Raw genomic sequence first — 22584 nt, forward strand, 5'->3', positions numbered from 1 at the left:
GCAGGAATGGCGACAGACAGCTCAACTCCCGATGGCGAACGCCTGATCGGCTGGAAGCGCATCGCGCGCCATGTCGGCTGTAGCGAGCGCACCGCCCGGCGCTGGGAAGCCGAGGAGGGCTTGCCGGTTCATCGTCAGGTCCATGAGGCCCGCAGCACGGTCTATGCCCATCCCGCCGAGCTCGATGACTGGATCCGCTCGCGCACGCCCGGGGCAATCGACGGCGTGGCGGAGGGGCGCGGGTCAGGCCGCCTGTTGCAGAAAATCTGGCCCTGGGCCGCAGGCGTCACGATTGTCGCGCTTCTGGCGCTGAATTTCCTTGGCTATCTGAACCTCAGACGTGAGACCGCCGCATCGCCGCCTCCCATTGAGACCGCCGCCCTGACCGACAATGCCAATGCGCTCGATCTCTATGAGCGCGGCCTCGCGCTCTGGCAGCAGCGCGGCAAGGAGCCGAACCGCCGCGCCATCCTGCTGCTGACCGAAGCGGTCGAGCAGGATGAGGGGTTCGCCGAAGCCTGGGCCGCGCTCTCCTCGGCCTGGGCAACCTATCCCACCTATGATGAGGAGGCCGATCTCAATGCGGCGCTGGACAAGGCCTTGCTCGCCTCCGACCGTGCCCTCCGCCTGAACCCGGACCTGGTCGAGCCACGCACCCTCATGGCCGAGATCGCCGAGCGGCGCGGCGACTGGATCACGGCGCGCGACATCTACGAAGACGCTCTCTCCCGCGACCCGGACAATCCGACCATCTTCCTCTGGGCCGCCGGCCATAGCCGGGAGGCCGGATATATGGGCGAGGCCTTCGCGCTGACGCAGCAGGCGCTGGACATCGAGCCGAACTACCCGCCAGCGCTGAATGAAATGGCGATGAATACCACCTTCTACGTTGATGCAGCCGAGGGGCGCCGGCTGCTGGAGACAGTCTGGAACGAGCATGGCCTCGAATTACCGGTCACCTGGTTTGGCCGCTGGATGGTGCTGCTCTGGCAAGGCGAGTTTGACGAGATGGCAAACTGGCAGTCCGAATGCCCGATCGGCGAGGCGTGCGGGTATTTCGACCGCGCCCGCGAGGTCTACAGCCGATCAGACCCGGACGAGGTGCAGGCTTTCGCCCGTGAAATGCTGGAGGCGTATGAGGCTGGACTGCCGGCGCAGATGGCGATCAGCCTCATTCAGGAAACAGGCGACACCGATACCATGCTGACCATCGCTGAACGCGAAAGCGAAAAGGGCCGTTTCATCAACGCGGTGATCTTCTACGATCCGCGCAATGCCGCCTTTCGCACTGGCCCACGCTTTACCGGTATTGTGCGAAACCTCGGCCTGCTGGATTACTGGCGGCAGGCCGGAGCGCCTGATTTCTGCTCGAATGAGCCGGAGGCCGATGTGTGTCAGGTTCTGGATGCGACATGACGTTGTCGGTGTGCCAGCTGGTAGCTAAAAGGCCAAGCTGGGCCATCACCTTCGATCCTCGTGGCCAAAGGCCCCAACGGAGACGGTGAGATCGCCCTTTCATATGAGAATTTCTTCGGGGTCGTTGGCATACTGACGGGGTTCGTGTGTCTGCTTCTGAGCGGGTTTCTTGTGGCTGTTCCGTCGAAGCGGAAGACGTCGAACCTGTTTCTCGCAGCGTTTTTGACGCTGACCGCGATTGAGCTCAGCATCTGGGTCTGGGGCGGGTGGCAGGCGGGCGGAGATGGCGAGCTGATAGCGGTCTGGCGTGCGCTTGGGCGGCTGCAGATGCCAGCCTTCTTCTTTTTCTTTCTCTCGGCCTGTTATTCGGATTTGCGGTTGAAGCGGCATGATCTGCTTCACCTCCTGCCAGCTCTGCTTTGTCTGCTGCTTGCGGTTCCGGGCGGGCCGGGTGGCGGGTTTCTGGCGGGTCTGTTCGATGAATGGACGCATCAGGGGTGGGCGGTCTCGCAGCTCATCTATTTTGGCTATATGGCGGCGATCCTGGTGCTGCTCTGGCGCTTTAAGGCGCAGTTTCGAATGCATCATTCAGGCGGGCGCTCGCAGATGCTGGTCTGGCTGGTGCAGCTGGCCGCGGCGTCCCTTTTTGCGCGTCTCATCATACTGTCGCGCGATCTGATTGGCCCGGCGATAAGTCCTGAATTCGTGCTGGTCTTGCAGGTCATTGGGGCGTCTGTTGCGCTGTCTGTGATGAGCTGGATCGCGCTGAAATCGCTGATGCAGCCTGAGCTCTTTCGGGATGTGGACCGGCGTCTGCTGCGGTCTCCCGATGCGGCCTCCAATGGCCAGGCAGACGCGGCCCGGTTGAAACGACATATGGATACCGAGCAGCCCTATCTCGACCCGGAGCTGACGCTTTCGGGGCTGGCCGAGCAAGTGGCGCTCACCCCGCGCGAATTGTCGGAACTGTTGAACCAGTCGCTGGGGCTTCACTTCTTTGACTTTGTGAACATGTACCGCGTCGAACACGCCAAAGCGGAGTTGCTGGCAACGCCAAAGCAATCTGTGCTGACGGTGCTCTATGCGTCGGGGTTCAATTCGAAATCATCGTTTAATACCGCGTTCCGCAAACATGTCGGGATGACACCGAGCGAGTATCGCCGAACGGCGGTCGCGGCGCCGTCAAAAGCGTTCGACTTCGCGTAGTCGGACGAAAGCAAGCAGGTTCACAGCCTAGTTCGCCGACTTCGAAATCTGGAGTCGGTACATGTTGATACGCGTTTTCAAAGCTTGTTGTTGTGCGGGGGTGATGTCCTTGTCAGGCCTTGCGGGGCAGGCGCAGCCTGATGGGGCAGGTGAGGCTACGATGGGTCTGGATAAGGCCCGCGCCGTGAGCGATATCTCCGAAGTGCTGGCGCGCTATGAAGCGGCGTCGGTGTCGGTGGCCGTTATCAAGGACGGGGAGATCATATTCACCCATGCGGCCGGGCTGCAGGATATCGCGTCAGGCGCGCCAGCGACCCCGGAAACGCAATATGCCATCGGGTCGGTCGCCAAGTCCTTCACCAGTGGGCTGATCGGCACGCTTGAAGAGGAGGGGCTGGTCGATCTCGAGGCGCACCCGTCCGACTATGTTCCCGGCCTCGAATTCGGCGATCAGAATCTGCAGGAGGATCTGCGTGTCTCGAACCTTCTGTCGCAGACCTCGGGTTTGCCCTGGCTTGAGGGATCGTATGTGCTGTTTCCGGAAGCGACGCAGGGCGAGCTGGCAGGCCGGCTATCGAGCTTTGGCTCGTCCTGCCGCGTTGGCGATTGCTGGGCCTATAACAATTTCAATTTCATCATGCTCGACATGATCGCTGAGGCGGTCACGGGCCAGTCAAAGTCCGACCTGCTGGCGACACGCATTCTGGGGCCGGTCGGCATGGCGAACAGTGTGAGCGCGACCGCAGACTTCAAATCATCCGATAGAGCGGCCACGGGATACGGTCTGCGAGACGCCGGGGCTGTCCCGAAAGCGACGGAATATGTGTTCGGCGAGCAGGTGTATGCGTCGGCGCGCGATCTGGCGAAGTGGGCAAATGTCTGGATGGATGAGGGCGCAGATGTGCTGCCAGCAGACTATGTCGCGCAGGCGATTTCGATGCAGGCCATTAATGATGGCAGCCCTCCCGAAAGCGACGCGCCGGGCATCTATCTGTTCGGCTATGGCTATGGCTGGTTCATCAAGTCGGTCGATGGGCATTATGTCGTGCATCATGGCGGCAACGAAAACGGCTTCACTGCGCACGTCCTTTTCGTCCCGTCGGAAAGCCTCGGATTTGTTACGCTGACCAATCAGCAGGATTCCTTGCTGCCGAACGTCGTGAATGACCTTCTGATGCGGTGCATGCTGGGCCTCACGCAAACGCCGGTAGAGGACTATCCTGTTATTGTGAAACCGGTTGATGGTCTCGCATCACCTGAAGCGGCGAGACTGAGCGATGCGGATAAAGCCGCCATGCGCCAGGCGCCCCAGGCGCTCGTCGGATCCTATCGCGCGGAAGGGTATGGCCAGCTTGAAATCACCCATGAAGCGGGCGGTTTGAGACTGAAAACGCCAGCTGCGACATTTCTCCTGACCCATGAAGACGGCGACACGTTCGGGCTTGCGGTGGTTGAAGAGCTGCCGCTTGGGCTGAATGTGGACTTCTTCCGTGTCACCTTCGTCGACGGTGGCCTGACGTTCAATCTTTCGAGCCCTGAGGTCATGTTCACGCGGGTCGATTGAGGGGGAAGAGCATACTGAAACTGTCTACTGAGCCGTAGTCTGCGGCGGGCTCTCGATGAGGTCGTCTATGAAAACGGACATGAGCGTCGCTTGGCTGCTGACGCCGGCCTTGGCGTAGACCTGGCTTAGCTGAGATCTGACCGTCCCGGCCGCGGCACCTCGCAGGCGGGCTATTTCCTGAATATCGCAGCCCTTCAGCGCAAAGAGCGCGACTTCACCTTCGCCCCTGGTCAGCCCCCATTCCTTGAAGCGGATCATGATGTGCTCGCCAAGCGCGCCGCGCGCCTGAGCAAGCGAACGCTCCTTTTGGCGGAGGTCTGCCGTCAGGCGCATCAGATTGCGCGAGCTGAGAACCACGCCCGTGAGCAGGGCGAGCGCGATCACGCATTCCATGGCGAATTCCAGCCCAGGTCCGTTGGTGCTTGCAGCGATCCAGTCTTCAAATCCGTCGATGACGAAGAAGCCCGCAGCGAGCAGTTGCAGGACCATCAGACCTATGGGGAAGGCCAGTTTGAGGTTGGTGTGATGTCTCATCGGATGATGCTTTCTGGCTGCGCGTTCTGCATGGACTTCTGCTTATTTGGCCCGCTCTAAGCGCGTGCTTATAGGCTTTCTCCACCGTCTCATTAAGTCGCGATCCCATCTACCAACTCAAGAGGTGAGACGCTGTGAACGAGACTGACAAAGCCATCCTGACCAAAGTCCCCGCGATTACGCTGGGGTTCTGGATCATCAAGATACTGGCAACAACATTCGGCGAGACGGCAGGCGATAGCGTGTCGATGTCGTGGCTTGGCGAGACGACGGCCAATGCATCAAACGCGTTCTGGCAGAACGGTTATCTGATCGGTACGGGCATCTTTGGCCTCGCGCTGGCCGTGCTGGTCTTTGCGCAAATCCGCGCCCGCCGCTTCAATCCCTGGCTTTATTGGGCGGCCATCATCGCATCCACGACTGCCGGGACGACAATGGCGGATTTTGCGACCCGGTCGCTCGGGATTGGGTATTCGGGTGGATCGCTTCTTTTGTTTCTGTGTGTTCTGGCGTCGATTTTCGTGTGGCGTCAGACGCTGGGGACCGTTTCTGTCGCGTCTATTCACCGTCCGAAGGCCGAAATCTTCTACTGGATCACAATCACATTCTCGCAGACGCTCGGGACAGCGCTTGGTGACTGGATCGCGGACGGTCCGCTCGGCTATCTCGGCTCAGCGCTGATATTCGGATCGCTTCTGGCGTTGATTGCGATGGCTTATTTCTGGAGCAAAATTGACCGTGTAGCGCTGTTCTGGGCCGCGTTCATCCTGACGAGACCGCTTGGTGCGGTCGTTGGCGATTTTCTCGACAAACCCTACGCGCAGGGCGGCCTAGACTTGAGCCGGGTGAGTGCGAGCCTGGTGCTCGGCGGGGCCATCGTCGCGCTGATCTTCCTGTTCAGACAGAAGGCGGCCCCCGCCGATGTGCGGCAGATGCACTGATGGCCAACGCGGCGCAGCACCTTAGCTCTTGGCCAGCCTGATCTTCCGCCCTGCGCTGAGGTGCTGCGCCGCGTTCACAATGGCATCGGTGTCGATCTGGTAGTGTTTGTGCAGGTCGGGGATGGTGCCGGTCTGGCCGAAATGCTCGACGCCGAGGGGAGCGGTCATGTGGCCGGCGACGGAGCCGATCCAGGCGAGCGTGGCGGGGTGGCCGTCGGTGACGGTGATGAGGGTCGCGTCGCGCGGGACGTCAGCCATCAGCCGCTCGATCTGGCTCTGCGCGGATGCATGACCGCGTGCTCTTGCGCGCCGGGCGGCGGTCCAGCCTGAGTTGAGACGGTCGGCCGAGGTGACAGCGAGCACGCCAATGTCGCGCCGGTCATTGCCGATGCGGCCGGCGGCCTCGATGGCTTCCGGCGCGATGACGCCCTGATAGGCGATAACGACTTCGCAATTCGGGCCGGGCTTTCGGAGCCAGTAAGCGCCGTCGACGACGCCGCGGCGGAACTCTTCATCGTCGCGGTTGCGGGGACCGAGCTGTTCGATCGGGCGGGTGGAGAGGCGGAGATAAACAGAGCCGCCGGTCTCATCGCGCAGCCATGTGCGCTCATCCGGGTCATTCTCGCCAGAGCGCTGCAGATAGTCGAAGCTCCAGTCCATGATGATGGAAAGCTCATCGAGGAAAGCGGGTTCAAAGCTGACAAGGCCGTCCTGGCTCATGCCGATGAGCTGCGTGCCGATGGACTGGTGGGCGCCGCCTTCCGGGGCGAGCGTGATACCCGACGGCGTGCCGACAATGATGAAGCGGGCATCCTGATAACAGGCATAGTTCAGCGCATCGAGGCCGCGTGCGATGAACGGGTCGTACACCGTGCCGATGGGGATCAGCCGTTCGCCGAAATGCGAATGCGCGAGGCCCGCCTGTCCGAGCAGGAGCATCAAATTCATCTCGGCGATGCCAAGCTCCAGATGCTGGCCTTCGGGGGAGAACTCCCACTTTTGCGCCGACGGAATCGAGTTCTCCTTGAACGTATCGGAGACCTCGCGCCGCGCGAACAGCGAGCGCCGGTTCACCCAGCCTGTGAGGTTGGTCGAGCTGGTCACATCCGGCGACATGGTGACGATCCGGTCAGCGAGCTCTGACTTTGATTTTGCCAGTCCGTCGAGGATCTTGCCGAAGCCGGCCTGGGTGGCGAGTTCACGATCATCCAGCCAGACAGGGCCCGGACTTTTCACTTCCGGCGCGGTGTAGCGGCGCGTGCCGTCCTTGAAGAAGGGGACATTGTCGAGGAAGGCCTGCAGCGCGTCCTTGTCCTCCACGGTGGCAAACTTCTCCCATTCCTCGCCGTCTGGCACGCCCATCTTCTTCTGGAAGTCGGCGAACTGGGGCTTGTTCATGATGCCGCCGTGATTGTCCTTGTGCCCGGCCAGCGGCGTGCCCCAACCCTTGATCGTATAGGCGAGGAACACGGTCGGCGTGTCGTCCTCGATGGAATCGAACGCATCGGTGAGGGTCTTCAGGCACTGGCCGCCGAGATTGTTCATCAGCGCGCTGAGTTCATCGTCACTGCGCTTGTCGAGCAGTTTGGTCACCTCGCCCTGGTCGCCAATATCGTCCATCAGGCGTTTGCGCCAAGCCGCGCCGCCCTGATAGGTGAGCGCCGAATAGTCCGAGTTCGGGCAATTCTGGATCCAGGTCTTGAGTGCCTCGCCGCCCGGCTCCTTGAAGGCTTCGCGTTGCAGCACCCCATGGCGCAGCACCACGGTGCGCCAGCCAAACGCCTTGAAGATGGCGTCGATCTTTTCCCACAGGCCTTCATGCACGACACCGTCGAGGCTCTGGCGATTGTAGTCGATCACCCACCATGTGTTGCGAAGGTCATGCTTCCAGCCTTCCTGAAGGCACTCATAGACATTGCCTTCGTCGAGCTCGGCATCACCGACCAGCGCGACCTGCCGGCCAAGCTTGATGTCCTTCGACCATGTCTTCGCGGCGATATAATCCTGCACCAGCGCGTTGAACGCCGTCGCCGCCACGCCAAGGCCGACGGAGCCGGTCGAGAAGTCGACATCGTCGACGTCTTTCGTGCGGCTCGGATAGGATTGTGCGCCGCCCCAGCCGCGGAAGTCTTCCAGCTTCTCGCGCGTCTGATTGCCCATCAGATACTGCATCGCATGAAAGACGGGTGAGGCATGCGGCTTCACGGCCACCCGGTCTTCCGGCTTCAGCGTATGGAAATAGAGCGCCGTCATGATCGGCACCATGGACGCACACGAGGCCTGGTGCCCGCCCACCTTGATCGCCCCATCCGCCTTCGGCCGGATATTGTTCGCATTGTGGATCGTCCAGGCCGACAGCCAGAGCAGGCGTTGCTCAATGGTCTTCAGCGCGTCGAGATTAGCGGTCATGAAATACTCTTTGCAGGTGCAACTATCGTCGCGTCACTCTTCGCACGCTGGCGGGGAGGCCGTCCAGATCAGTCCCGCAATCCGAGATCTTTGAGCGGCGACCCGAACGCGCCCGTCACCATCCCCGCCAGCAATTTCGGCGCCGGCGGAATACGGGTCAGCGGCGCGGCGAGATAGTCCCTCAGCCAGGCCATCACTCGACTGTCGCCCTGATAGACCGGCGTGAACAGCCAGCTCATCATCTGGTAGAGGCCGATATGTGACTTGCGCAGGGACCGGTATCGGGCCAAGGCCAGGCTCACCTCATTGGTGACATCCAGGGCGAGGGCGAGCGCATATGCATCCAGCAGCGCCATGTTCGCCCCCTGTCCGAGCTGCGGCGAGGCGGCATGCCAGGCATCGCCGATATGGACGAGCTTTGGTCCGCCGACAGGGTCTGGATGGGTGCGGTGGCGATAGCGCGCGAAGACCATCTGATCATGGCTGTCGATCTGATCGAGCAGGGGCCGCGTCTGCGGCCAAAGCGTCTCCGCGTCGGCTTTCCAGCTGTCCAGCGATGTGGCCCGCCAGCGCTCATATTGATCTATCCTGATCGACCAGAAATAGGTGAGGCTTTCCGGCGCGCTGTCATCGACGCGCCCTGAAGCCATAACGCCCGCCATCTGGCGCGCCGCGCGATACCTTTGTTCCAGCGCCGTCTTGTCGAACGGCCCATCGCCCGGCCAGGGAAGCGTCGTCCAGAGCGCGCCATAGGCCAGCTCCCGCTTCGGCGCGCGGGTCAGCGGAGACCGCACGCCGAGCGCATCGACCACGAGATCAAAGCCCCCGACGAACTGCCCGGTCTCAAAGATGATCTGCCCCGATTGGCGATCCACGCTCTCAATCCTGCGAGATGTTTCGAGTGGCACATTCTCGGCCATCGCAGCATCATAAAGCGTGTCGAACAGCATCTGGCGCTGCACACCAAGACCGAAATGGCCGGCGCGGAGCTTTTCAAACCGGACATCGAGCACGGTTCGGTCTTTCGGCGTGGACTTGCCCCAAAGACGCTCCAGTCGGCTGCCGAGCGCCAATACCCGCTCTGAAAGCCCCATGGCACCCAGCACAGCCAGTCCTGTCGATTGCAGCATCAGGCCAGACCCAACCGGACCCGTCTCAGCATATTGGTCAAACAGCGTGACGCGGTTGCCTTGCCGGGCCAGCAGGATCGCTGCCGATAGCCCGCCAATGCCCGCGCCGCACACCGCAATGTCCAGTTTCCGAACCATCCTCGCAGAGTGGCGTGATTGGTCTCTCAAGTCATCTCGGAATCGGAGGGTGGGGCTTTCATCTCACCGTCGTCGGAACTCGCGGTGCCGCCTGACCGTTGATAAATTGAAACCGATCCAAAGGAGACTGTCATGGCAGAACGCGACATTGAACGAGAAGAAGAAGTCAGCCGCCAGCGCGGCTATGGCGAGCAGTTCAGCAACGGCAAGCCACTCGAAAAGCAATCGGCTGAGAATGCCGGCTACAAAGACGGGTCTCCGGTGGCAAATCAAACCGATGCAAAAGCGGATCTCGTTACCGATATGGATGATGAACGCGTCCCGAACGTCCCGAATGACGGCACCGACGATGATTCCAGCGCAACGATTGAAGGCCACAGCTCGCTGAAGAAAAAGCCGGATGGCCACATCCTTGAGGATGCCTACTCCGTTCCCGATCCAGGCGTCGAAACCAAACAATAAGTGATCCATCAGGGCCCGGCAGAATGCCGGGTCTTGTTGTATTTGCGCTCCGTCTCTGATCGTGATCTTGTCGCGTCAGTTTGATCCTGATGACCCTGGAGGCTTCCCGTGAAAATATCTGTCCTGATGACCGCTGCATCTGTCGGTGCGCTCATTCTGTCTGGGTGTGCGACCAGTGAGACAGCTCCTGAAGTGGCAACCGCAGAGGCCGTTCCGGCCGCCGTGGAAGAGGCTGTCGAAGCCGATATCGAAGCAGCCGTCTGGGATGATTTCATGACGGCCTTTCTTGAAGGCTATTTCGAAATCAACCCGACCTTCGCTGTCTCGCAAGGCAAGCATGAGTTTGACGGTCAGCTGCCTGATTTCAGCGAGGCGGGCATTCAGGCTCAGATCGACTTCCGCGAGGGCATGATCGATGCGGCTGAAGCGATCGATCCGGCTTCGCTGGATGAGGCAGACGCCTTCGAGCGGACCTATTTCATCAATTCGATGCAGGGTGAGCTGTTCTGGCTGGAAGAGGCCGATGTCTATCACAGCAATCCGGATTTCTATGTCGGCCGGCTCGATCCGGACGTCTATATCTCGCGGCCCTATGCCGATCCGGAGACGCGCCTTCGCGCCTTCATCACCTATCTGAATAACGTTCCGGTGGCGGCCGAGCAGATCAAGGCGAATATCGAGCTGCCGCTGCCCGAGACGTTCGTGAAGTACGGCACGGCGGGCTTTGGCGGCTTTGCCGACTATTATCTCGGCGGGGCAAAGGAAGCCTTTGACGGGGTTGGCGATGAGGCGCTGCAGGCCGAGTTCAATGCGGCCGCCGAGAAGGCTGCCGCCGCGATGCGGTCTGTCTCCGACTATATCAGCTCCCAACCCGCAACGCCGGACGGCTATGCCCTCGGCGCGGAGAAGTTCGCGGACATGGTTCGCCTCACCGAAGGCGTGGACATCCCGCTCGATGAGCTGGAAGCGATCGGCCGGGCCGACCTGAAAGCCAACCAGGACGCCCTCGCCGAGGCCTGCGCGCGCTTTGCGCCCGGCGCCTCGATTGAGGACTGCATGGCCAAGATGGCGGCCAACAAGCCAGAGAACGGGCCGGTGCAGGAAGCCCGCGACTCGCTGCCGGCGCTGAAGCAGTTCATCCTCGACAAGGATCTCGTCTCCATTCCGGGCACCGAGGAGGCCCTGGTCGAGGAGTCGCCGCCCTATAACCGTCAGAACTCGGCCTATATCTCCATTCCAGGGCCATACGAGACCGGTATGCCGTCGGTCTATTACATATCGCCGCCGGACCCGGCTTGGGACGAGGCGACCCGCGCGGCCTACATCCCCGGCAAGATGGACCTGCTCGGCACCACGATCCACGAAGTGTGGCCCGGCCACTTCCTCAACTTCCTGCATGCGAACCGGTCTGACTCGGTCTTCGGGCAGATGTTCGTCGGCTATGCGTTCGCTGAAGGGTGGGCGCATTATACCGAAGAGATGATGCTCGACGCCGGCCTGCATGATGGCGACGCTGAGACGAAGGTTGGCCAGCTCACCAATGCGCTGCTGCGCGACTGCCGCTATCTCTCCACCATCGGCCTGCATACGCAGGGCTGGAGTGTCGATGACAGCTATGAGCTGTTCCGCAAGGAATGCTATATCGACAAGGGCAATGCGACCCAGCAGGCCGCGCGCGGCACCTATGACCCGGCTTATCTCAATTACACGATGGGCAAACTGATGATCCGCAAACTGCGCAATGACTGGGTCGCTGCGAATTATCCGGATGCAACGGGTACGGAAGGCTGGAAGGAATTTCACGACGAATTCCTCTCCTATGGTGGCCCCCACATCCCACAAGTCCGCCAGGCCATGATGGGCGAGGACGAAGCCCACGCGGTATTCGACGAATAGAGCCTCGGCTGATCATGCCATAGCGCTGGGCCGCTCCGTCGATAACCAGCCACTATCAGGATAGCCCGGCCGTTCTGGCCGGGCTTTTTCTCACCCTCTGGATGAGGAAGTTTTCTCCCTGATTGGAAAGCAATTTTAAGATTTTTGCGCGACCCTGAGGGCAAGAGGAAGCGCAGATGACCATTAAAGCTTGTCGAAACTGTCAAAATGGCAGCGATGTCGATTTCGAGATCACCATGGCATTCCAGCCGATTGTCGATGTCTCGGAACGCACCGCATTCGCCTACGAGGCGCTTGTCCGCGGCATTGCGGGACAAGCGGCTTCTGAGGTTCTGGCGAGGCTGACAGTCGACACGCGATATGCCTTCGACCAGCTTTGCCGCACCACGGCGATCCGGCTTGCAGCGGAGCTCGGCCTCCCCGCCCGGCCTGCGACGCCCATGCTCTCAATCAACTTCATGCCGAATGCCGTTTACGAACCGCGGGCATGCATCCGGCAGACGCTCACCGCGGCCCTGCAGACGGGGTTTCCCATTGATCGGATCCTGTTCGAGTTCACCGAAGATGAGCGGCACGACACGGCCCACCTCCTGAATATTCTGCGCACCTATCGCTCCATGGGGTTCGCCACAGCGATTGACGACTTTGGCGCAGGCTATTCCGGACTGAACCTGCTCAGCGACTTCCAGCCGGACTTCATCAAGCTCGACATGGCACTCATTCGCGGGATCGACCAATCCCGGACCAAACAGGCCATTGTGAAATCGGTTCTGAACATGGCATTGGATCTCGGCGTAGAGCCCATCTGCGAAGGTATTGAAACCCAGGGCGAGTACGAGACGCTTGCCGATATGGGCGTCCGTTTGATGCAGGGATTTTTCCTCGCGCCTCCGGCGGTCAGGGCCTTTCCCGAATGCAGCTGGCCGCAGGCAAGTCTCGGCGCAGCTGCAAACGGGTAAGCGACGGGCCTTACAGGGCCTTCACGATTTCCTCGACCATCTTCTTCGCATCGGACAACAGCATCATCGTATTGTCCTTGAAGAACAGCTCGTTCTGGATGCCGGCATAGCCAGACCCCATTGAGCGCTTGATGAACAGCACCGTGCCGGCATTCTCCACGTCGAGGATCGGCATGCCGTAGATCGGCGATGTCTTGTCCGTCTTCGCAGCCGGGTTGGTCACGTCATTCGCGCCAATGACGAAGGCGACTTCGGAGTTGCGGAAATCAGAGTTGATATCCTCGAGCTCGAAGACCTCGTCATACGGCACCTGGGCTTCAGCAAGCAGCACGTTCATATGGCCTGGCATCCGGCCGGCGACGGGGTGAATGGCATACTTCACCTCGACGCCTTCTTCCTTGAGCAGCTCGGCCATTTCCTTCAGCGCGTGCTGGGCCTGCGCCACCGCCATGCCATAGCCTGGCACGATGATGACCTTGGAGGCGTTCTTCATGACGAAGGCCGCATCTTCTGCAGAGCCTTGTTTGAACGGACGGTCGGCCTGAGCCCCTGCCGAGGCCCCGCCACTATCATCAGCGCCGAAGCCACCGAGGATGACCGAGATGAAGCTGCGGTTCATGCCCTTACACATGATGTAGGACAGGATCGCACCCGACGAACCAACCAGCGCGCCGGTAATGATCAGCGCGAAGTTGCCGAGCGTGAAGCCCAGCGCGGCTGCGGCCCAACCCGAATAGGAGTTCAGCATCGAGACCACGACCGGCATGTCCGCCCCGCCAATCGGGATGATCAGCGTGATGCCGAGAACCAGCGCGAGCACGGTCAGGCCCCAGAAGGCCCAGGTGGCCGCGCCGCTCGACATGATCAGGACGACGACGAGCGCCACAATACCTGCCGCAATCGCAATGTTCAGAAGGTGGCGGGCCGGTAGCATGATCGGCGCGCCGGACATGTTGCCGTTCAACTTGGCAAAAGCGATCACCGAACCGGTGAAGGTCAGAGCACCAATGGCAGACCCGACCGAGAGTTCAATCAGCGAGACGAGGTGGATGTCGCCAACCTCACCAATGCTGAAGCCAGCCGGTGCATAGAGGGCCGCTGCCGCGACAAGCACGGCCGCCAGGCCGACCAGCGAGTGGAAGGCCGCAACCAGCTGCGGCATCGCCGTCATCGCGATCTTGCGGGCGATGATTGCGCCGATCGTGCCGCCAATCGCTGCTCCGCCGAGCAGGATGCCCCACGTTACGGCGTCCAGAATAGGCCAGAGCGTGATCAGGGTGGTGACCACTGCGATCGCCATGCCGATCATGCCATTGCGGTTACCCTTGCGGCTGGTTGCCGGGCTGGAGAGACCGCGAAGGGCAAGGATGAAGAGGATACCCGCAACAAGATAGAGCAGCGGGGCCCAGGTGTTTGCAAACTGTGTCATGCGCTACTCCCCCTTCTTCTTGTACATGGCCAGCATGCGCTGGGTGACGAGGAAGCCGCCGAAAATGTTGACGCTGGCGAGAGCCACGGCGAGGCCGCCAAGCCCTTTGGCGATCCAGCCGCCATTGATATTGGTCGCTGACGCCGCCGCCACGATGGCACCGACGACGATCACCGAGGAGATCGCATTGGTCACGGCCATGAGCGGGGTGTGAAGGGCCGGAGTCACCGACCAGACGACATAGTATCCGACGAAACAGGCCAGCGCGAAGATCGCAGCCAGGAAGACAGTCGGGTTGAGGTTCGAGATTTCGGCAGCGTGGGCTGGAAGGGCCAGCGCAGCAGCCGAGGCAATTACCGGGATGGCTTTCATGATTTCAGCCTTTCATTGACGGTTTCTCCGCCGCGCGTGAGCAGCATGGCGGTGACGATTTCGTCATCAGTATCGAGATTGAGCGCGCCATCTTCCGCCGTGATGAGCGGCAGGAAGGACAGCAAATTCTTGGCATAGAGCGAGGATGAATCTGCGGGCAGGCGGGCCGGAAGGTTCGAGAAGCCGGCAACCTTCACGCCGTCCACATCGACCACCTCATCCGGTTTCGAAAGCGGGCAGTTGCCGCCAGCCGCGACAGCCATGTCGACAACAACAGATCCTGGCCGCATCGATTTGACCATGGCCTCATTGACCAGCACAGGCGCTGGGCGGCCCGGAATGAGCGCGGTGGTGATCACGATATCCTGCTTGGCGATATGGCTGGCGGTCAGCTCGGCCTGTTGCTTCTTATAGTCGTCCGACATCTCCTTGGCGTAACCGCCAGCGGTCTCAGCTTCCTTGAACTCTTCATTCTCGACCGCAATGAACTTCGCGCCCAGAGACGCAACCTGTTCCTTGGCGGCCGGGCGGACGTCAGTGGCTGTCACGACACCGCCAAGACGGCGGGCGGTCGCGATGGCCTGGAGGCCGGCAACGCCAGCGCCCATGACGAACACTTTGGCGGGGGCCACTGTGCCGGCGGCCGTCATCATCATCGGCATGGCGCGGCCATAAATCTGCGCGCCTTCGATCATGGCGCGGTAGCCAGCGAGGTTTGATTGCGAGGAGAGCGCGTCCATGGACTGGGCGCGTGTGATGCGCGGGGTGAATTCCATTGCCAGAGCGTTGAGCTTCTTGGCGTTCAGCGCATCCGTCACATCGCCCATGGCGAACGGGTTCATCAGGGCGATGAGCGTCAGGCCTTCGGGGTATTTGGCGGCTTCCGCTGCACTTGGTCCTCGCACTTTCAGAAGCACATCAGCGCCCTTGAGCGCCGTTGCCGCTGTCTTCGCGATTTTTGCCCCTTCATCAGAAAAAGCTTTGTCTGGAAAACCAGCGACGGTTCCTGCTCCAGACTCAATGGTGACGGTGTGACCCAGCCCCACAAGCTTCTTCACCGACTCCGGGGTTGCCGCGACGCGCGTCTCTCCCGGACTTGTTTCTTTGAGAATTGTCAGCTTCATGGGGCGAGTGATCGGAAAAATTTTGCGTGAAAGCAATAGTAAATCAGGATTTGAGGCATGGATTTGTTTAATCTTTCGGGAAAGGCAGCGCTCGTTACGGGGGCGTCAGGCGGACTTGGCGCGAGCTTCTCGCGCGAACTGGCAGCTGCAGGGGCACATGTCGTCTTGGCCGCGCGCCGACTCAATAAGCTCGAATCGCTCGCAAATGCGATCGAAGCGTCCGGCGGCAAAGCGCTGGCGGTGCAGATGGATGTCACCGACCCGGATAGCGTGGACGCCGCCTTCGCGACTATTCAGGACAAGCTCGGACGACCCTGCGACGTCATCATCAACAATTCCGGCATCTCCCGCGATGACTGGTTCACGAAGATGACCGAGGAAGACTGGCGCGCCGTGATGAGCACCAATCTCGATGGCGTCTGGCGTGTCGCAAAAGGCGGGGCGAACGCCTTGATGGAGGCCGGCAAACCCGGCTCGATCATCAACATCGCGTCGATCACCGCCCGCCGCCCACAGCACACCATCGCAGCTTACGCCGCGTCGAAAGCGGCCGTCGAGCACTTCACCCACGTCATGGCGCTCGAACTTGCGCGCTACGGCGTCCGCGCCAATGCCATTGCGCCCGGCTATTTCTCAACCGACATCAATGACGAGTTCCTTGAGAGCGAACAGGGCGACAAGATGCGCAAACGCATCCCGATGCGCCGCTTTGGCGAATACCGGGAACTGGCTGGCGCCTTGCTCCTTCTGGCATCCGATGCCGGCAGCTACATGACCGGCACGACGATTGTCGTCGACGGCGGCCATCTCGTGAGCACGCTTTAGGCTTTAAGTTTATCCTCCCCCGTTCACGGGGGAGGTGCCCGAAGGGCGGAGGGGGAAGCGGCACCTACTGAGCTTTGCGGAAGTCCCCCTTCGACCCGCATTCGCGGGCCACTTCCCCCGCTTTCCGGGGGAAGAAAGGACCAGGCGTGATCGTCTTGGCATGTCGAAGTGGGTTGCTACCAAATAATCGTCATGCCTTCGGCTCTGGGTGGCCATCCTCCAGCGTCTCACTCCCATCCAGCGACTTGTCGCCCAGCGCGATGTCCTGCGAGGGGGGCGGCATCTCGAACGGTCCGGGCTTTTCCTCGACCTCTGTCGTTGCGCGAAAGCGCGGGAAAGCTTCGGGGTGTTCGGCCTGTAGCCAGTTGATCATCTGTTCGCGGATATAGCAGCGAAGGTCCCAGGCTCTCGGCGAGGTGCTGGCGGTCGCGAGTGCGCGCACCTGAATGCTCGTCTTGTCGGTTTCGGACACCTGCAGGTTGCACACTTCACCATCCCAGAGATCGGTGGTGTCCAGGATTTCCTGTAGCTTGTCGCGCATCTTTGCGACCGGTGCGCGATAATCGAGCCACCAATAGACCGAGCCGATGATGGTGCCGGTCTTTCGCGTCCAGTTCTGGAAGGGCTTTTCGATAAAATAGGTCAGCGGCACGATGAGCCGGCGCCGGTCCCAGATGCGGACAACCACATAGAAGAGATCGATCTCCTCGATCCAGCCCCACTCATTCTCGAGCACCACCGCATCCTCGATCCGGATCGGCTGGGTAAACGCGATCTGGATCCCCGCGATCAAATTCGACAGGACGGGGCGGGCGGCCAGGCCGACAGCGATGCCGACAATACCAGCCGAAGCGAGAAGGGAGACGCCGAGCTGTCTCGCCCACGGCACGACGACGAGCGCGCTGGCCAAGGTGGCAATCGCGCCGATCACGATAATCACGCGCCGCATGACATCCAGACGCGTTGCGGATTTTCGCGCTTCGAAATTGTCCGCCGTGTCGATTTCGAGCTTCGCCATCCGGCGCTGGAGCGCAAGGTCAACAAAGGCCGTGATCGCCCAGCCAATCGCACCAATCACAAGAAAGCGGACGAGAATTAGCGTGTCGTCAGCGAGATCATGCTCGGCCCATAGATAGGTTGCGCCAGCCCACAGCGCGGCGGCGGCAACCACAATCAGGAAAGGAATGCGAAGTCGCGCCATCCAGGCGAATCTGCCGGGCATCTTGGTCGTCATAAGCGCGTCCTCTGCATGTCGGGTCAGTTTGCTGTCTATATCATTCCCCGATCGTCAACTGTAGCGACGCCATCCTTGCGGCGGATAAAATGTCGCCCTGCACAACAGGTTGGCAGCGCTTGCAGTTTTCCAGCGCCCCACGTATAGCGGCCCCCGACGGTGCTCGCCGTAATGGCGAGTGAAAAGGGAAGCCGGTGAAAATCCGGCGCTGTGCCCGCAACTGTAAGCGGCTAGCCCTCGCCAACATGCCACTGGAGCAATCCGGGAAGGCGGCGACAGGGTGAGCATCCGCGAAGTCAGGAGACCTGCCGTCACGTCGTTTGCCCGCCGCCGGGACCAGCGGACTGGCAGGCGGAGTGACCTCCGTTTCACGACACATCGCGCCGGATCATCCGGCTTGTTTGTGACCTGGCTGGCCCAAGGCCCGCCTGAACTGGAGTGTCGTCATGACCTCAAGATATATCGCCCTCAGCGCCGTCGCGCTGACCATCCCCTTGTCTGTAACCGCTCAGGAGGCCGGCGAGCGCCGCCTCGATTCGGTCACCGTGTCCGGCCTTCGCCCTGTGCTCGATGCGCGGCTCACTGAAGACGTCGCCATCCTCGACGCCGAAGACCTCTCCATCCGTGACACGCCCTATGTCGCAGATCAGCTTCGCGCCGTGCCGGGCGTCGCTGTCTCCCGCTCGGGCAGCGTTGGCGGCCTTACACAAGTGCGCGTGCGCGGCGCTGAAGCCAACCATACGCTCGTCCTTCTCGACGGTATCGAGTTCTCGGACCCCGTCACCGGCGAGACCGATTTCGGCCTGCTCTCCTCGCTCGGCGTCGACCGCATCGAGGTCCTGCGCGGTGAGCATTCCTCGCTCTATGGCTCCGACGCGATTGGCGGCGTCATCGGCATCTATACCTCGAATGACCCAAACCTCCGCGGCGACATCGAAGCTGGAAGTTTCGAGACGCTTCGCGGCTCCATCGGCGTTGGCACGGACCTTGGCGGTTTCCGCCTGCAGGGCGCCGCATCCGGTTTCACCACTGACGGGATCGACACGTCCGGCCGCGGCGGCGAAACCGACGGCTCGCAGAACGGCGCTTTCCTCCTCAAGGCGGCGACAGATCTCAGCGATGACTGGTCGCTGTCCACGCTGGCAACCTATCGCGACACCTATGTCGAGTCAGACCCGGACCTCGACTTCGACGGCCAGCTCGACAATGCCGACCGCACAACCGATGGCGAGCAATGGCTCATCGGCGCGGCGCTCACCGGCGTCACCGGCCCGATCGACCATGTCTTCCGCGCTAACTACAATGATGTCGCGCGCACAAATGAAGCTGATGGCGTCTATGTCGACGAGACCTCCGGCGAACGCACCAAATTCTCCTGGAGCCCCTCCTTCAGCACCGATGGCGTCGTCGCCCAGACGGTCAGCTTGCTGGCTGATTATGAGCGCGAGGACTATGAGCGCCGGTCTACCGACACCGCCTTCGGAGACCCGAACCAGTCGCGTAGCTTCGAGACGACGGGGCTCGCCGCCGAATACCGCGTCCGCGTGGGCGGTTTCAACGCCAATGCCTCGCTCCGGCAGGACTTCAATGGAGACAATTTCGATGACGCGACCAGCTGGCGGGCCGGGGCGTCCTACACGTTCGATTATCGTGGACGTGTTCGCGGTGCGATCGGGCGCGGCGTGAAGAACCCGACCTTCACCGAACTCTTCGGCTTCTATCCGGGCAGCTTCATCGGCAATCCCGACGTCCAGCCGGAAACCTCGACCAGCTGGGAAATCGGCTATGATCAGGAATGGAAGAACAGCGTCGCCTCTATCACTTACTTCCACGCCGATCTGGAGGATGAAATCTACACCGCCTACACGCCAACCTTCCTGTCCACGCCGATGAATCGCGTCGGTGAAAGCGAGCGGTCCGGCGTCGAGGCGGCCTTCCGCACCGACCTGTCCAAGACCGTCAATTTGTCCGCTCAGCTGACCAATACACAGTCCGAAGACGACACCGGCGCAGACGAGATCCGCGTGCCTGAATGGACGGGTAGCCTCGCCGTGTCCTGGCAGCCCAATGAGAATGGCGCCCGCTACGGTGCCGCGCTCGACTATGTCGGCGAGCAGGACGACTTCAATTTCGGCGTCTTCCCGACCGAGCGTGTCACGCTGGATGCTTACACGCTGTTTTCCGCGACAGCCGAAATCCCGCTCAATGACCGCATCGCGCTCACTCTGCGGGGCCAGAACCTGCTGGATGAAGACGCGGTCGACGTCCTTGGTTATGCCTCGCCTGGCGCGGCTGGCTTTATCGGGCTGAAGCTCAGATGAGGCTTGTCTGCGCGCTCCTCGCCGCCCTGGTGCTGGCACGTCCCGAGATGGCTGAGGCTGAAAAGCCGACCGTCGTCTCGCTGGACTATTGCGCAGACCAGTTCGTGATGGGGCTCGCAGATCGCGAACAGATCCTCGGCGTCAGCCCGCATGCAGGCCGCAGCTTCAGTCACCTTCGTGACAAGGCTGATGGATTGCCCCGTGTGCGGGCGCTCGCCGAGGATGTCATCGCCCTCCAGCCGGACATTGTGGTCCGCAGCTGGGGCGGCGATGCCCGCGCGCTCGACTTCTTCCAGCGCTTCGGGATCGAAACCGTGCAGATCGGCTACGCCTCAGACTTTGAAGGCGCAGCGCGTGTCACTCGCGAGATTGCCGAAAAACTGGACCAGCAGGACCGTGCTGAAGATCTTGTCACCAGCCTGAACTTCGCCGCGCCACAAACGGGAGAGACCGCCCTCTACCTCACCCCCGGCGGTGTGACGGCCGGGCCGGGCACGATGGTCGATCAAATCATGACCGCTGCAGGCCTGGAGAACGCCGTGAGCCAGCAGGGCTGGGTGAACGTGCCGCTCGAAACACTGGTGCAGAACCCACCGCAGCGTGTTCTCGCCGCTTTCTTCGACTTTGATGAAGACAGGGCCTCCAACTGGTCGCTGACCCGTCATCCGGCCATGCAGCGTATCCTCGCCAACGCCAAAACCATCCGGCTCGACGAGTCGCGCCTGACATGCCCCGCCTGGTTTGTTGCGGACGAGGCCCGCGCGGTCGCGGAGGCGCTCAACTGATGCGGCTCAACCTCGCTCTTCTGCTTCTCGTTCTGGTCGTGGCGGTCTTGTCTGTTCTGGCCGGCTCGGCTGATCTGCCGCTTGGCCGGTTATGGGCGGGGCTTGTGGGGACGGACGATGTCGCCAGCACCATTATCTGGGAAATCCGGATGCCGCGCAGCGTCGCCGCGTTCCTGACCGGCGCCTGCCTTGGTCTCGCCGGTAGCGCCTTGCAGGGCCTGCTCCGCAACCCCCTCGCCGAACCTGGCGTGCTTGGTGTCTCGGCCTTTGCCTCGCTCGGCGCTGTCATTGCGCTCTACTTCGGCCTCGCCGCCATCACCTGGTTCGCTGTTCCAGTCTTTGCCATCCTGTTCTCGGGCCTCGCTGTCATCCTGCTGCTCGCCGCCGCCGGCACCAAAGGCGATGCAGTGCGCACGCTGCTCGTCGGCATAGGGCTGTCCAGCGCGGGCGGTGCCCTCATCGCGCTCGCGCTCAACCTCGCACCAAACCCCTATTCGCTGGCCGACCTGATGAACTGGCTGCTGGGTTCTGTGTCGAACCGGGCCTGGCCGGACATTCTTCTGGCCATGCCGGCCATCGCGATCGGCGCGGTTCTGGCGCTCATGGCAGGGCCGGGCCTTCGTGCGCTCAGCCTTGGAGAGGAAACCGCGCAAAGCCTCGGCGCAGACCCGGTCCGCACGCGCACGCTGGTCATCGCTGGCACGTCGCTTCTCACCGGTGCGAGTGTCGCCATAGCCGGAGCCATCGGGTTTGTCGGCATCGTCGCCCCGCACATAATCCGCCCGTTCGTGAAATCAGACCCGGCGCGCCTGCTCATCCCATCCGCGCTGCTCGCGGGCCTGATGCTGATGGGCGCTGACCTCGTCATCCGGCTACTGCCGTTTGACCGCGAGCTTCGCCTCGGCGTGGCCGCAGCCCTGTTCGGCGCGCCCGTCTTCATCTGGATCGCAGCCAGGCTCACAAGGGGGCGGCTATGATCAGCTTCGACATCGCCGCGCCCGGCATCCATCTTGGCAATCATCCCGCGCTGAACCCCTGTTCGGCAGAGCTCAAAAGCGGCGAACTCGTCGGCATCATCGGCCCGAACGGCGCCGGCAAGTCGACGCTCATTCGTCTGCTGGCCGGTCTGCTGCCGCAATCGGGAGAAGCGATAAAGCTTGATGGTGTGTCGCTGTCTGTTCTCAGGCAACAGACCCGCGCGCAGCGGATCGCATGGCTCGGCCAGTCACGAGAACTGAGCTGGGACCTGACGGTCGAGGACGTGGTTTCGCTTGGTCGCCACGCCTGGGGGGGCGGGCGCTATGGCACGCTCGGCGACAGCGACCGAAATATTGTCGATGACGCCATCCAGCGGGCAGGGGCGTCGCACCTTGTCGGTCGCCACGTCCTGTCCCTGTCTGGCGGTGAGCAGGCCCGTGTCCATCTGGCCCGATTGCTTTCTGTCGGCGCTGATCACCTGCTTCTCGACGAACCACTTGCCTCGCTCGACATCGCCCAGCAGCTCTCCGTGCTCGAGACGCTGCGCGCCGAGGCATCGAGCGGCAAACTGGTCTGTGTCGCCATCCATGATCTCTTGCTCGCGAAGGCGACATTTGACCGCCTCATTGTTCTTGATGCCGGGACACTGGTCGCCGATGGCGCGCCGGACGATGTCCTGAGCGACGCACTGCTCAAAGACGTCTTTGGTGTGCAGGCATCGCCGATTGGCCAGACGCTTCGCCCGATCGGCCCGTAATCGACCCAGTATCGGCCTGAAATCGGCCTATAATCGGCCTGTTCCTGGACGACAAAAATAGCCGCCTTCGGGACGAAATATCCAACCGTCTGGGTGTTGGAAAA

The 22584-nt window shown here is 61.6% G+C and carries 19 protein-coding genes and 1 riboswitch; of the genes, 12 read left to right on the plus strand and 7 right to left on the minus strand.

Annotated elements, in window-relative coordinates; genetic code table 11:
• Positions 1 to 6: 6 nt before the first annotated feature.
• From WNY37_RS08320 to WNY37_RS08330, 3 genes are all read left to right on the plus strand, one after another.
• Entirely contained in the window at positions 7 to 1416 is a 1410-nt protein-coding gene (locus tag WNY37_RS08320) for a hypothetical protein (protein ID WP_342973002.1), read from the plus strand.
• Between the two features lie 60 nt (positions 1417 to 1476).
• Positions 1477 to 2622 (plus strand): helix-turn-helix domain-containing protein, encoded by a 1146-nt coding sequence (locus WNY37_RS08325; protein WP_342973003.1) that lies wholly within the window; start codon positions 1477 to 1479, stop codon positions 2620 to 2622.
• 160 nt (positions 2623 to 2782) lie between these two features.
• Positions 2783 to 4186 carry a serine hydrolase gene (locus WNY37_RS08330; protein ID WP_342973004.1) on the plus strand — a complete coding sequence of 468 codons (1404 nt, stop codon included), beginning with the start codon at positions 2783 to 2785 and terminating at the stop codon, positions 4184 to 4186.
• 24 nt (positions 4187 to 4210) lie between these two features.
• Here WNY37_RS08330 and WNY37_RS08335 read toward each other — a convergent pair whose 3' ends face one another.
• Positions 4211 to 4720 (minus strand): hypothetical protein, encoded by a 510-nt coding sequence (locus WNY37_RS08335; RefSeq protein ID WP_342973005.1) that lies wholly within the window; start codon positions 4718 to 4720, stop codon positions 4211 to 4213.
• A gap of 134 nt (positions 4721 to 4854) precedes the next feature.
• Between WNY37_RS08335 and WNY37_RS08340 the strand changes: the two genes are divergently transcribed.
• Positions 4855 to 5661 (plus strand): hypothetical protein, encoded by an 807-nt coding sequence (locus tag WNY37_RS08340; protein ID WP_342973006.1) that lies wholly within the window; start codon positions 4855 to 4857, stop codon positions 5659 to 5661.
• A gap of 21 nt (positions 5662 to 5682) precedes the next feature.
• On the opposite strand, the gene WNY37_RS08345 is transcribed toward WNY37_RS08340, so the two are convergent.
• Together WNY37_RS08345 and WNY37_RS08350 are read right to left on the minus strand one after the other, a co-directional pair.
• A complete protein-coding gene (locus WNY37_RS08345; RefSeq protein WP_342973007.1) occupies positions 5683 to 8070 on the minus strand; it encodes a transketolase in 2388 nt (795 codons plus the stop codon).
• A gap of 68 nt (positions 8071 to 8138) precedes the next feature.
• Positions 8139 to 9338 carry an NAD(P)/FAD-dependent oxidoreductase gene (locus tag WNY37_RS08350; RefSeq protein WP_342973008.1) on the minus strand — a complete coding sequence of 400 codons (1200 nt, stop codon included), beginning with the start codon at positions 9336 to 9338 and terminating at the stop codon, positions 8139 to 8141.
• Positions 9339 to 9470: 132 nt separating this feature from the next.
• Between WNY37_RS08350 and WNY37_RS08355 the strand changes: the two genes are divergently transcribed.
• The 3 genes from WNY37_RS08355 to WNY37_RS08365 all read left to right on the plus strand — a co-directional run bounded on the left by WNY37_RS08355 (position 9471) and on the right by WNY37_RS08365 (position 12655).
• Positions 9471 to 9800, plus strand: coding sequence for a hypothetical protein (locus WNY37_RS08355; protein WP_342973009.1), 330 nt, complete (start codon positions 9471 to 9473; stop codon positions 9798 to 9800).
• Positions 9801 to 9908: 108 nt separating this feature from the next.
• The gene (locus tag WNY37_RS08360) at positions 9909 to 11696 is read left to right on the plus strand and encodes a DUF885 domain-containing protein (RefSeq protein ID WP_342973010.1); all 1788 of its coding nucleotides are present in this window, start codon (positions 9909 to 9911) and stop codon (positions 11694 to 11696) included.
• Positions 11697 to 11872: 176 nt separating this feature from the next.
• Positions 11873 to 12655, plus strand: coding sequence for an EAL domain-containing protein (locus WNY37_RS08365; protein WP_342973011.1), 783 nt, complete (start codon positions 11873 to 11875; stop codon positions 12653 to 12655).
• A gap of 10 nt (positions 12656 to 12665) precedes the next feature.
• Here the strand turns inward: WNY37_RS08365 and WNY37_RS08370 are convergent, their stop codons facing one another.
• The 3 genes from WNY37_RS08370 to WNY37_RS08380 are packed head-to-tail and all read right to left on the minus strand — an operon-like array spanning position 12666 to position 15580.
• Positions 12666 to 14084, minus strand: a complete 1419-nt coding sequence (locus WNY37_RS08370; protein WP_342973012.1) for an NAD(P)(+) transhydrogenase (Re/Si-specific) subunit beta — start codon at positions 14082 to 14084, stop codon at positions 12666 to 12668.
• A 3-nt stretch (positions 14085 to 14087) separates the two neighbouring features.
• Positions 14088 to 14456: a proton-translocating transhydrogenase family protein gene (locus WNY37_RS08375; RefSeq protein WP_342973013.1), complete on the minus strand. Its 369-nt coding sequence runs from the start codon at positions 14454 to 14456 to the stop codon at positions 14088 to 14090.
• Entirely contained in the window at positions 14453 to 15580 is a 1128-nt protein-coding gene (locus WNY37_RS08380; protein WP_342973014.1) for a Re/Si-specific NAD(P)(+) transhydrogenase subunit alpha, read from the minus strand. Before WNY37_RS08380 ends, WNY37_RS08375 begins: the two co-directional genes overlap by 4 nt.
• Positions 15581 to 15637: 57 nt before the next feature.
• Here WNY37_RS08380 and WNY37_RS08385 point away from each other — a divergent pair, with 57 nt between their 5' ends.
• Positions 15638 to 16405: a glucose 1-dehydrogenase gene (locus WNY37_RS08385; RefSeq protein ID WP_342973015.1), complete on the plus strand. Its 768-nt coding sequence runs from the start codon at positions 15638 to 15640 to the stop codon at positions 16403 to 16405.
• Positions 16406 to 16595: 190 nt separating this feature from the next.
• Here the strand turns inward: WNY37_RS08385 and WNY37_RS08390 are convergent, their stop codons facing one another.
• A complete protein-coding gene (locus tag WNY37_RS08390; RefSeq protein ID WP_342973016.1) occupies positions 16596 to 17639 on the minus strand; it encodes a mechanosensitive ion channel family protein in 1044 nt (347 codons plus the stop codon).
• Between the two features lie 140 nt (positions 17640 to 17779).
• Positions 17780 to 17967, plus strand: a riboswitch (cobalamin riboswitch).
• Positions 17968 to 18085: 118 nt separating this feature from the next.
• Between WNY37_RS08390 and WNY37_RS08395 the strand changes: the two genes are divergently transcribed.
• From WNY37_RS08395 to WNY37_RS08410, 4 genes are read left to right on the plus strand one after another with little or no spacing between them, the layout of a single operon-like run.
• Positions 18086 to 19960 (plus strand): TonB-dependent receptor, encoded by a 1875-nt coding sequence (locus tag WNY37_RS08395; RefSeq protein WP_342973017.1) that lies wholly within the window; start codon positions 18086 to 18088, stop codon positions 19958 to 19960.
• Positions 19957 to 20745, plus strand: a complete 789-nt coding sequence (locus tag WNY37_RS08400) for an ABC transporter substrate-binding protein (protein ID WP_342973018.1) — start codon at positions 19957 to 19959, stop codon at positions 20743 to 20745. The genes WNY37_RS08395 and WNY37_RS08400 overlap by 4 nt, the downstream gene beginning before the upstream one ends.
• The gene (locus WNY37_RS08405) at positions 20745 to 21722 is read left to right on the plus strand and encodes an iron ABC transporter permease (RefSeq protein WP_342973019.1); all 978 of its coding nucleotides are present in this window, start codon (positions 20745 to 20747) and stop codon (positions 21720 to 21722) included. Before WNY37_RS08400 ends, WNY37_RS08405 begins: the two co-directional genes overlap by 1 nt.
• Entirely contained in the window at positions 21719 to 22480 is a 762-nt protein-coding gene (locus tag WNY37_RS08410; protein WP_342973020.1) for an ABC transporter ATP-binding protein, read from the plus strand. The genes WNY37_RS08405 and WNY37_RS08410 overlap by 4 nt, the downstream gene beginning before the upstream one ends.
• Positions 22481 to 22584: the final 104 nt, after the last annotated feature.

Source organism: Henriciella sp. AS95 (assembly GCF_038900055.1).
In the GTDB taxonomy this organism is placed as follows: Bacteria; Pseudomonadota; Alphaproteobacteria; order Caulobacterales; family Hyphomonadaceae; genus Henriciella.